The 9,558-nt window shown below is 64.4% G+C and carries 12 protein-coding genes, 1 tRNA gene and 1 pseudogene; 7 read left to right on the plus strand and 7 right to left on the minus strand.

The features are described 5' to 3' along the window. The 4 genes from WAW17_RS00530 to WAW17_RS00545 form a co-directional block, all read left to right on the plus strand. Nucleotides 1–300 (plus strand): SRPBCC domain-containing protein (locus WAW17_RS00530; RefSeq protein ID WP_422331080.1); only part of this gene is annotated, 300 nt, incomplete at its 5' end. A 65-nt stretch (nt 301–365) separates the two neighbouring features. After that, complete coding sequence (locus WAW17_RS00535; RefSeq protein WP_422331081.1) at nt 366–1,349, plus strand: sigma-70 family RNA polymerase sigma factor; 984 nt, start codon at nt 366–368, stop codon at nt 1,347–1,349. 397 nt (nt 1,350–1,746) lie between these two features. Next, nucleotides 1,747–3,135, plus strand: coding sequence for a WS/DGAT/MGAT family O-acyltransferase (locus WAW17_RS00540; RefSeq protein WP_422331082.1), 1,389 nt, complete (start codon nt 1,747–1,749; stop codon nt 3,133–3,135). Nucleotides 3,136–3,316: 181 nt separating this feature from the next. Further along, complete coding sequence (locus WAW17_RS00545) at nt 3,317–3,442, plus strand: hypothetical protein (protein WP_422331083.1); 126 nt, start codon at nt 3,317–3,319, stop codon at nt 3,440–3,442. Nucleotides 3,443–3,485: 43 nt separating this feature from the next. Here WAW17_RS00545 and WAW17_RS00550 read toward each other — a convergent pair whose 3' ends face one another. Genes WAW17_RS00550 through WAW17_RS00560 form a run of 3 tightly spaced genes read right to left on the minus strand, consistent with a single transcriptional unit; the run spans nt 3,486 to nt 5,540 of the window. Next, the gene (locus WAW17_RS00550; protein ID WP_422331084.1) at nt 3,486–4,250 is read right to left on the minus strand and encodes an alpha/beta hydrolase family protein; all 765 of its coding nucleotides are present in this window, start codon (nt 4,248–4,250) and stop codon (nt 3,486–3,488) included. 33 nt (nt 4,251–4,283) lie between these two features. After that, a complete protein-coding gene (gene dcd / locus WAW17_RS00555) occupies nt 4,284–4,853 on the minus strand; it encodes a dCTP deaminase (RefSeq protein ID WP_422331085.1) in 570 nt (189 codons plus the stop codon). 9 nt (nt 4,854–4,862) lie between these two features. Continuing rightward, the gene (locus WAW17_RS00560) at nt 4,863–5,540 is read right to left on the minus strand and encodes a TetR/AcrR family transcriptional regulator (protein WP_422331086.1); all 678 of its coding nucleotides are present in this window, start codon (nt 5,538–5,540) and stop codon (nt 4,863–4,865) included. A gap of 96 nt (nt 5,541–5,636) precedes the next feature. Here WAW17_RS00560 and WAW17_RS00565 point away from each other — a divergent pair, with 96 nt between their 5' ends. After that, nucleotides 5,637–6,461, plus strand: coding sequence for an oxygenase MpaB family protein (locus WAW17_RS00565; protein ID WP_422331087.1), 825 nt, complete (start codon nt 5,637–5,639; stop codon nt 6,459–6,461). A 97-nt stretch (nt 6,462–6,558) separates the two neighbouring features. After that, nucleotides 6,559–6,632, plus strand: a tRNA-Gly gene (locus tag WAW17_RS00570). Nucleotides 6,633–6,747: 115 nt separating this feature from the next. Here the strand turns inward: WAW17_RS00570 and WAW17_RS00575 are convergent. Both WAW17_RS00575 and WAW17_RS00580 read right to left on the minus strand, forming a co-directional pair. After that, nucleotides 6,748–7,128: a hypothetical protein gene (locus WAW17_RS00575; protein ID WP_422331088.1), complete on the minus strand. Its 381-nt coding sequence runs from the start codon at nt 7,126–7,128 to the stop codon at nt 6,748–6,750. A 70-nt stretch (nt 7,129–7,198) separates the two neighbouring features. Beyond that, a complete protein-coding gene (locus WAW17_RS00580) occupies nt 7,199–7,336 on the minus strand; it encodes a hypothetical protein (RefSeq protein ID WP_422331089.1) in 138 nt (45 codons plus the stop codon). Nucleotides 7,337–7,457: 121 nt separating this feature from the next. Between WAW17_RS00580 and WAW17_RS00585 the strand changes: the two genes are divergently transcribed. Next, nucleotides 7,458–8,000: an AraC family transcriptional regulator ligand-binding domain-containing protein gene (locus tag WAW17_RS00585; protein WP_422331090.1), complete on the plus strand. Its 543-nt coding sequence runs from the start codon at nt 7,458–7,460 to the stop codon at nt 7,998–8,000. A 29-nt stretch (nt 8,001–8,029) separates the two neighbouring features. Here WAW17_RS00585 and WAW17_RS00590 read toward each other — a convergent pair. Both WAW17_RS00590 and WAW17_RS00595 read right to left on the minus strand, forming a co-directional pair. After that, a pseudogene (locus tag WAW17_RS00590) lies at nt 8,030–8,509 on the minus strand (IS3 family transposase); the annotation flags it as partial. A gap of 22 nt (nt 8,510–8,531) precedes the next feature. Then, nucleotides 8,532–9,290, minus strand: a complete 759-nt coding sequence (locus WAW17_RS00595) for a transposase (protein WP_422331091.1) — start codon at nt 9,288–9,290, stop codon at nt 8,532–8,534. Nucleotides 9,291–9,558 lie beyond the last annotated feature (268 nt).

A 9,558-nucleotide genomic window follows, 5' to 3' on the forward strand; every position in this document is an offset into this window, starting at 1 on the left:
GACATCATCATCGACGGACAGGTGATCGAATCGCATCCGCCGAACCGGCTGGTCCAGACGTGGCGCATGCTGATGTCTCCCGACGAGGTCGAGGGATTCACGACGCTGACCTACGAGATTGCGGAAACGTCCCGACCCGGCGTCACCAAATTGACGGTGACGCACGATCTCACGAACGCGCCGGGCCTCGCGGTGATGACGGCAGGCAAGCTGGAGCCCGAGGGTGCGGGCGGCGGCTGGAACGAGGTGCTGAGCGGTCTCAAGACGCTCCTCGAGACCGGCACGCCGCTGGTCGGCTGAGACGGGTCGCAGCCGCGGCGAGCGCGAGGGCGGCATCTGTCGGAGCATCGCAGTAAGCTCCAATCATGACGGCTGCAGGGTCGCTCGACGAGGATTTCCTCGCGCTCGCCCATCCCTATCGGCGTGAATTACTCGCTCACTGCTATCGCATGATGGGCTCGCTTCACGACGCCGAGGACCAACTACAGGAAACGCTCATCCGCGCCTGGCGGGGATATGCGGGATACCAGCAGCAGGCCTCGCTGCGCACGTGGTTGTACAAGATAGCCACCAACACGTGCCTCACCGCGCTACAGAGCAGGGCCAAGCGTCCGCTTCCCAGCGGGCTCGGCGCGCCCGACTCCGATCCCACAGCGGAACTCGTCGAGCGCCATGAGGTGCCCTGGCTGGGCCCCCTCCCCGGCCGGCTGATCGACGACGACGCGAGCGACCCGGCCACCATCGTCACCTCCCGCGAGTCGGTGCGGCTGGCGTTCATCGCTGCGCTCCAGCACCTGCCCCCCAGGCAACGGTCCGTGCTCGTCCTGCGCGACGTGCTGCAGTGGAAGGCGTCCGAAGTTGCCGAGGCCCTCGACACCAGCACCACTGCTGTCAACAGCCTGCTGCAACGCGCCCGCACGCAGCTCCAGCTCGTGAACCCCGATTCGGACACACTCGTCGAGCCGGATTCCGCCGCCGAACGCGAACGCCTCGACCGTTATGTCGCCGCATTCGAGAATTACGACGTCGATGCGATCGTCGCACTGTTCACCGAGGATGCAGTCTGGGAGATGCCGCCGTTCGACGGGTGGTACCTCGGCGGCGAGGCCATCGGCCGCCTCGTGAGTACGCAATGCCCCGCCAACGGACCGGGCGATATGCGCCTGCTTCCCACGACGGCCAATGGTCAGCCCGCCTTCGGGCTCTACATGCGGGGCGAGGACGGAGTTCACCGGCCGTTCCAGTTCCATGTCCTCGAGGTTACGAACCGCGGTGTCTCCCATGTCGTCAGCTTCTTCGATGTCGAATTGTTCGACACCTGCGGACTGCCGGAAAATCTGTCGTCGTGAACACACCGAATATGTTGTGTGATCGAATTCCATTCGGAAGACGCGGGCACACAACACAGTCCAATTCGTCTGGAACCGAGCCATTTACGCGCGATCAGAAGTGATCTTCGGTTGCAGACGGCTGGAATATGCACCGAGTGCAGATAATTCGAGCTATTCACACTCTGTTCGCTTTGCACGCACGCGGAGCCAAACCTGGACATTTGTCTAGTGGCACGGCTCACGCAAACCATGTAGAACTATCAAGGTCAAGGTCACGGTGTCGTGATTTTTCCCAGACTGTTCCGTTATCCATGGTGGCCTCTAACAAGAGGGGCTCCGCCATGACCCCAACCTCAGACCACCGACGCACGCCCCGAAACCCGGGAAGTCGTCGCCGGTATGGAAAGGGCTTCAGATGCCGCTCCCCATGTCACCTCTTGATTCGATGTTCCTTCTCGGTGAGTCCCGCGAGCATCCGTTGCACGTCGGCGGCATCGAGATCTTTCAGCCACCGGAAGGCACTGACCCGCACGATATTCGGGAGGCATTCGATCGTGCAGTGGCGGCCGGCACCGACGTGGCCCCCAAGCTCGCCCAGCGCCCGCGGCGATCACTGACCTCGCTGGGGCAGTGGTACTGGGAGACTGTCGACGACCTCGACCTCGACCATCACATCCGACACGACGCCCTTCCCGCTCCCGGAGGGGAAGCAGAGCTGATGACATTGTGCTCGAGGTTGCACAGCTCGCTCCTCGACCGCCATCGACCACTCTGGGAGATGCACCTCATCGAGGGACTGAGCGACGGACGCTTCGCCGTATACACCAAGATCCACCACGCCGTCGCCGACGGCGTCACTGCGATGAAGATGTTGCGCAATGCGCTGAGCGAAGATTCGGACGAACGCGACATGCCGGCGCCGTGGGAGCCGCGTAAGGCGAAACCGAAGCCACGCACGGGCGGATTCACCCTGTCGAATCTGGCCGGTTCCACACTGCGCACCGCGCGGGGCACCGTCGGCGAGGTCGCCGGTCTCGTTCCCGCTCTCACCGGAACCGTCTCCAGAGCGGTGCGCGACAAGGGCGGGCCGCTCACGCTCTCCGCCCCCCGGACCCCGTTCAATGTGCCGATCACCGGCGCCCGTGCGTTCGCGGCGCAGTCCTGGCCGCTCGAGCGCCTCCGCCTGGTGGCCAAACTCGGCGATGCCACGATCAACGACGTCGTGCTCGCCATGTCCTCCGGTGCACTCCGCAGCTACCTCGACGACCTCGACGCACTCCCCGACGAGGCACTGATCGCGATGGTCCCCGTCTCGCTGGAGGATCAGCGCGAAGCGGCCAACGGGAACAACGTCGGGTCGCTGATGTGCAACCTCGGCACCGACCTCTCCGACCCCCTGGATCGGCTCGCCAAGATCAGTACCTGCATGACCGACGGCAAGACGGCGCTCCAGTCGATGAGCGCCACCCAGATCCTCGCCATGAGCGCGCTGGGCACCGCCCCTGCGGCCGCCAGTATCCTGTTCGGACACAACGCCCGAATCCGGCCGCCGTTCAACGTGATCATTTCCAACGTTCCGGGCCCACGCGCTCCCCTGTACTGGAACGGTGCACGTCTCGAAGCCATCTACCCGCTGTCGGTGCCGACGGATGGGCAAGCCCTGAATATCACCTGCACCAGCAACGACGACATCATCTCGTTCGGCGTGACAGGTTGCCGCCGTGCGGTACCGAATCTGAAGTCGATCCCGGCACGGCTCGGACACGAGCTCCGCGTGCTCGAGCGCGTGCTGGGCATATGCTGACCTCCCGCTTCGCTCGTCGTCATGCGGAAAGGCCGGCGCACGTTGCGAACGCGCTCGGACGCTTGCCGTTCTGGCGGCGCGCACTGTCCATCTCGACGTAGCGGATTCGTCACACCGACGTCAAAAGTCTGATGCACACTATCGGGTGTTCTGCAGCGACCGACAACGAAGGGATTGCGCCATGTCCTCGGCCCTCGAAGAATCACGCCACCACGCCATGGAATTGACCAACGAGAAAATTCAGGCGATCAAGGACTTCTTCGCCCACATCTTCCGCCTCGACACCTCGGGCAAGACGAAGGCATGACCGGTGCGGGAGGCCTCCCGTGGATGCGGAGTCCTCCCGGCGTTCATCTCGCACCGAAGAACGACACCAGTTCCGCAGGCCGGAAATGGTCGTCCGACACATGCTCTCCGCTCACCACCAGAAATTCCACTGTGCCGGTGGCGCGCCTGAGCCGGTCGGCCCAGGGTCCGGTGACTTCGGGGATGTTCGCGATCTCGTCGTCAGCGGACGCGTACACCAGGACACGAACCCCGGCATAGTCTCCGGGATGGTGTCGCACGGCGTCCCAGCCGTCGGTTCTCGATTCGAGGTCGTGCCCGTCGGCCGCCAGTCCGTATGCGGCGGAGAGTGTCTCGCGGCCGGCCCCGCCCCGTTCCCACACCGCCTGCATCGACAACGATGGGGCGATGAACACCGCACCATCCCAGTCGATCTCACGCAGGCGCAGCGCGTTGGCGGCGGCGTTGCCGCCCATCGACTCGCCGATCACGAAGCGGCGCGGCGCGGGCCACCGGCCGTTCACCCAGTCGTCCAGAGCGCAAAGGTCGTCCTGCGCCTGCCGGTTTCCCCATCGGTCGCCGTGCAGGAACGGGCAGGCGACGATGTACCCGGCGTCGAGCAGGGCGTCCCGCACCTGTGCACGATCGTGGATGACCGTCTCGTCGCCGGTGCGTCCGTGCAGGTAAAACACCATGCCGGACGGTTCCGTCGCATGCGGGATCAGAATCAGGGCGGGGTCGCCCGAGGCGGGGACGGTGACCGCGTACTCGTCGCACTCCGTCCGGAATGCGGTGCGCAGGGTCCGGTGCTGCACGGGTGGGACCTGCATTGCCGGGACCTGTGTCGTCTCTTCCAGCCGAATTCAGCCGTGGATGAAGTTGAGATACGCCTTCGACGGTGTGGGCCCCCGCTGTCCCTGGTACTTGGAGCCGACCGAAGCGCTGCCATACGGATGCTCGGCGGCGCTCGACAACCGGAGCAGGCACAGCTGGCCGATCTTCATTCCCGGCCACAGTGTGATGGGCAGGTTCGCGACGTTCGACAGTTCGAGTGTGATGTGGCCGTTGAATCCGGGGTCGATGAAGCCGGCCGTCGAGTGCGTGAGCAGGCCGAGCCGGCCCAGCGACGACTTGCCCTCCAGCCGTCCGGCCAGGTCGTCGGGCAACGAACACACCTCGAGGGTGGACCCGAGAACGAACTCACCGGGATGCAGAACGAAAGGCTCCCCGGCCGCCGGTTCCACCAGCGATGTCAGCTCGTCCTGGCGCTGAGCTGGGTCGATGTGCGTGTAGCGGGTGTTGTTGAACACCCGGAACAGGCTGTCGAGTCGAACATCCACGCTCGAGGGCTGGACCAGGGAGTCGTCGAACGGCTCGATGCCCAGGCGTCCAGCGGAAACTTCGGCACGAATGTCACGATCGGAGAGGAGCACAGGTAGAGGTTAGCGGGTGTGGATAGCCATCGAGAGCAGCAGATCGGTGCAGGCGTCCACCAACTCCTCCTCCTGGAGGGAGACCGTGCCGTTCAGCCATGCGGTGAGCGCCTGTGCGAGCCCACCGACCATGAAGTACGCGGCCAGATCGAGACGGGGACTTTCCGCCACTTCGTAGAAGCCGACAGCCTGCTTGGTCACGAGCCCGGCGAACACCCGCGCACTCTCGAGTCGCCGCTGGGCCAGCACCGTGCTCGACAGCGCCACCGAGAACAGCAGACGGCCGCGCCGCGGATCCGCGGCCACCTCGCGGACGATGTTGCTGACCCCTGCGTGCACGATCTCGCGTTCACCTGCCCCCGCCGCGGAGACGGCCTCCAACGTGCTGGTGGCCAGGCGTTCGACGACGTGCTCGTAGACGGCGACGGTCATGGCGTCCCGATCAGCGAAGTTCTCGTAGAAGTAGCGGGTGGCGAGGCCCGCCTTCTTGCAGACTCCCCGCACCGAGAGGGTGGCGTTCTCCTCCCCACCCAGGATGTCGAGGCCGGCCTCGATCAGCTGCGCACGGCGCTCGGATCGGCGCTCGTCGCCCTCCTGACCCCCGTAGATGCGCCCACGGTCCGGCTTTCCGTCCCGCGAGTGCCCGCCTTCCGGGTGCCCGCCCGAGTGCACTGCCGTGATCGCCATACCGACATCTTCCCACTCGACTCTGGACGCGTGACATATATCTGAGTACGGTCGTGTTCAGATATCGATTTGCCGGGCTGGAACAGGGGAGCAGATATGTCGACGTCATTCGAGGTTCCGGATCGTCTCGACCAAGCAATGGACGGCGCAGGCCTGGTTGCAGGTGCCGCGAACATCATCATGCAGTTGGCCCATCCCGGAGTCGGGTACGGCGTCTACGAAAGCAAGGTCGAGTCCGGCCAACTGTTCCGGCACCCGATCAAACGCAGCCGGACCACCTTGACGTACCTCGTCGTGGCGGCCCGCGGCACCGACGAAGAAAAGGCCCTCTTCCGCAAGGGCGTCAACCGTGCCCACGCGAAGGTCCGGTCGACCCCCGACAGCCCGGTGCAGTACAACGCGTTCGATCCCGAACTGCAGTTATGGGTGGCTGCCTGCATCTACCGCGGCTTCGAGGACGTAACCCGGGCGCTGCACGGCGAACTGTCACCCGAGGCCTCCGAGTACTTCTACAAGGAAGGTGCCACCTTCGGCACCACCTTGCAGGTGCCCGAGGACATGTGGCCCGCCGACCGCGAGGCGTTCGAAGAATACTGGAACAACGCCCTCGAGAAGGTGTCCATCGACGACACCATCCGCGAACACGTGCTGTCCATCGCACGCCTCGAGTTCGTGCACCCCATCATCTCCCGCCTCGTCGGCCCGATGAACCTCTTCTTCACCCGAGGCTTCCTCCCCCAGCGGTTCCGCGACGAGATGCGACTGACCTGGACCGACAAGGACCAGCGACGTTTCGACCGGACCATGAGCACCGTCGGCGCCGTCAGCCGGCGCCTGCCCGCACCGCTGCGCGAGTTCCCCTACAACCTCCTGATGCGGGATCTGCGACGACGAATCAAGACCGGCCGGGCACTCGTCTGACCAACCGCGTGGCACCGGTCACCTGCCCCACCACCATCTGATAATGTTTCCGCCGCAGGGTGTTGGGCCTGCCCAAGGGCGCCCAATATCATGCGCCGCCGATGTAGTTCAATGGCAGAACATCAGCTTCCCAAGCTGAATACGCGGGTTCGATTCCCGTCATCGGCTCCAGAGGGTGTTCACCAATCAAGCGCGATCGGGTTCACCTATCAGCACGCCACCCGCTCGAATCGGGATTTTCGGTCGATCTGGCCCGCTTTATGAGGACCAAGGCTTGGGCGTCGCCTCATTTCACTGGGTTCGGGGTTCTCCAGCCCGGCAAATCTGTTCCCTGGCGGCTGATTTCCGGCATTTGGCCGAGGTCACTCCCCTGGGACCGGAGTCCCAGGGACGGAGCGGGGCCGCTAGGTGCCGTTCTGCGCAGCAGTTTCCCCAGGTCGCGATGGCCGGCTAGAGCCTCGCCCTCGCGATGGACTGCGCCGAGTTCGGGTTCCGGTTCCCGGAGGACCGTCCCCCAGGGGTCGGGCAGGTTCCGTTCGAGGTGCCGGTACCGCAGCGTCACCACGTTCATCGCGGCAGCTGTAAACCCGATCAGGAGTCGATGGGCGGTGAGCCCGAAGATCCGGAAGTAGCCACGGCGTAGGTCGATATCGTGGGCAGTGGTCATCGCGTGGTCCTGTCTCGAGTGACTTTGGTCGGTCTCTCTGAGAATCACGCGCTGACCGTCTTTCGTTCGGCTACGACACGCAGGCCAGCTCATCCAGGTCCGGTTCGTACACATAGATGATGGATACGGCCGCCGACACTGCCAGCGCACCCATCACCGGCACCGACCCATTATGCGGAGGATGCCGTCCGAACAGGACTGGTGTCATCGACGACCTGAGGTACAACAGTCGTTACTCATTCACATGCATCACCTCCGTTCAGCGGTAATGCAGCACCATCCCTCAACAGAACTTGTCTTTGTACGACACCCGCCCCACACTGTGATCCGTGGCAGTCTTGACGCGGAGTTCGCTGATATCCCGGGTAGATGAGCTCATCACTAAACTCGGCGGCGATGCCGACGCGCTTCTCCGGGCCCACGGCATAGACCCGCTCACGGCAGGCGACTTCGACCGGTATGTCCGCTACGAAGACGCTGCCGCGGTGCTCGGACACGCAGCCCGCGAATTCGACTGCCTCGACTTCGGGTTGCGCCTCGGTCGCATGCAAAGCATCGCGTCGCTCGGACCGTTGAGCGTGATCCTGCGCAATGCCGAGACAGTGGGCGAAGCGATCACGAACTTTTGCCGCTTCCTGGGGAACCTTGCGCCGGCCGACACCGCGCGACTGACCACGTCGCCGGGATCGGCGATCTACTCGTACTCGACGATCCTCCACAACGACTTCGACCGGCGTCAGATGGTGGAGAAGAACCAGGCGCTGGCGATGAACGCCATCAACGTCATGATGGGCGACAGACTCGGGCCGATAAAGGCTACGTTCCAACATGAGCGGCTCGCACCGCTGGAGTCCTACCTTGATATCTTCTGAGGTTGCCCCTTGAAGGTGGACACCGGATTTCATGCGGCGACTGACAGCGTAGACGACGCGATCAGTCGTTGTTCGAACTCCACCGGGGTGAGGTATCCGAGGGCGGAGTGACGGCGACGTCGATTGAAGTACGAGAGCCACTCGAACAGCTCCAGCCGTGCCTGCGACTTCGACGTCCAACTCCGCCCGTGCAGCCACTCCCTCTTGAGTCCTTGGAAGAACGACTCGGCGAGAGCATTATCGTAACTTGACCCGACCCGTCCCCGACTCTGCTGGATCCCATGACGGCGGCATACATCGACGAAAGCTGCTGCGGTGTACTGTGTTCCGCGGTCGCTGTGGAAGATGACGCCACCGACGTCACCGCCGCGGGTGCGCACCGCCATCTCGATCGCGTCCCTGACGAGATCGGTGCGCATGTGGTCGGCGATGGACCAGCCCACCACCCGGCGTGAGCAGATGTCGATCACCGTGGCCAAGAACAACCACGAGGATCCCACGGGGATGTAGACATCCCACGCGGGTCAGATGTCAAGCAGCCGCCGGTTGAGACGTGATCTGATGGTCGGGCCAGGCGGCGTGGTCGTCCCAGGGTTCGTTGTGTTGCAGACACCACCACATGCGTCCGAGGAGCTTGTTGGCGAGGTTGCGCAGCGCGGCGTTGTGGTGGTCGCCGGCGGCTCGCCGTTTGTCGTAGTGGGCACGTGCGCCCGCTGATTTGGTGAGGGTGACGAACGCCCACCAGTGGCAGGCGTCGCCGAGTCGCTTGTTGCGGACCTTTCGCGCCTTGACGTAGTGCGATCGGCCCGAGGCGCGGGTGATCGGCGCGGTGCCGGCGAACGCGCGCAACCCGTTCGCCGTCGCGAACCGTGCAGGATCGTCGCCGACCTCGGCCAGGACCCGGGCGGCGAGAATCGGACCGAGACCCGGAGCCGACCGCAGGATCGGTGCGAGGGGGTGGCTGTCGAATTCGCGACCCAGCGCGTTCTCCAGGCTGTCCACGGACTGCTGCATCGAGGCGATGACGGCGAGCAGGCCGGTGACAGCATGACCGAGTGCCTCCTCGACCTGCGGCGGCTGCCGGAGCGCGGGCGTCTTCAGCTCCCGCAGGATCCGCTCGACCAGGTTCGGGTCGTTGCGTCGGCCACTGTGATGCAGGAGCGCCACAACTTTGCGTCTGGTCAGGGCTCGACCCGATGCCGGGGTGGGCGCCGCGGAGAGCACCGCGACCGCGGCACGGTGCTTCAAATTCGGAAATGCCTGCAGTGCACCAGGATAGAACTCCAGCAATACAGAACATAGTCGGCTGATGGTCTGATACAGCGCCCAGATCGCCTCCTGGTGCTGACGGGCGAGGGCCTTGACGGGAACAGGTCCTCGAACTCCCCGTCAGAAAACAGATCCTGACGATGACGGGACAGCAATGCGAACATGCTGCCCGGGGCTACCACATGACCGACCAGCGCCTCCGCGTCCAACAACTCACGATCCGCCCGCTCCACACCCTGCACGAAACCATTATCCCAGATCAGGGCATACTTTCCCGGAGGCTCGCCGA

It is taken from the genome of Rhodococcus sp. (in: high G+C Gram-positive bacteria) (assembly GCF_049286785.1).
Classification (GTDB): Bacteria; Actinomycetota; Actinomycetes; order Mycobacteriales; family Mycobacteriaceae; genus Rhodococcus_F.

Bases quoted from the DNA above. Each gene is read 5' to 3' on its own strand.
- WAW17_RS00535 (WP_422331081.1), top strand. From the start codon at position 366: ATGACGGCTGCAGGGTCGCTCGACGAGGATTTCCTCGCGCTCGCCCAT.
- WAW17_RS00540 (WP_422331082.1), top strand. From the start codon at position 1,747: ATGCCGCTCCCCATGTCACCTCTTGATTCGATGTTCCTTCTCGGTGAG.
- WAW17_RS00545 (WP_422331083.1), top strand. From the start codon at position 3,317: ATGTCCTCGGCCCTCGAAGAATCACGCCACCACGCCATGGAATTGACC.
- WAW17_RS00550 (WP_422331084.1), bottom strand. From the start codon at position 4,250: ATGCAGGTCCCACCCGTGCAGCACCGGACCCTGCGCACCGCATTCCGG.
- WAW17_RS00560 (WP_422331086.1), bottom strand. From the start codon at position 5,540: ATGGCGATCACGGCAGTGCACTCGGGCGGGCACCCGGAAGGCGGGCAC.
- WAW17_RS00565 (WP_422331087.1), top strand. From the start codon at position 5,637: ATGTCGACGTCATTCGAGGTTCCGGATCGTCTCGACCAAGCAATGGAC.
- WAW17_RS00575 (WP_422331088.1), bottom strand. From the start codon at position 7,128: ATGACCACTGCCCACGATATCGACCTACGCCGTGGCTACTTCCGGATC.
- WAW17_RS00580 (WP_422331089.1), bottom strand. From the start codon at position 7,336: ATGACACCAGTCCTGTTCGGACGGCATCCTCCGCATAATGGGTCGGTG.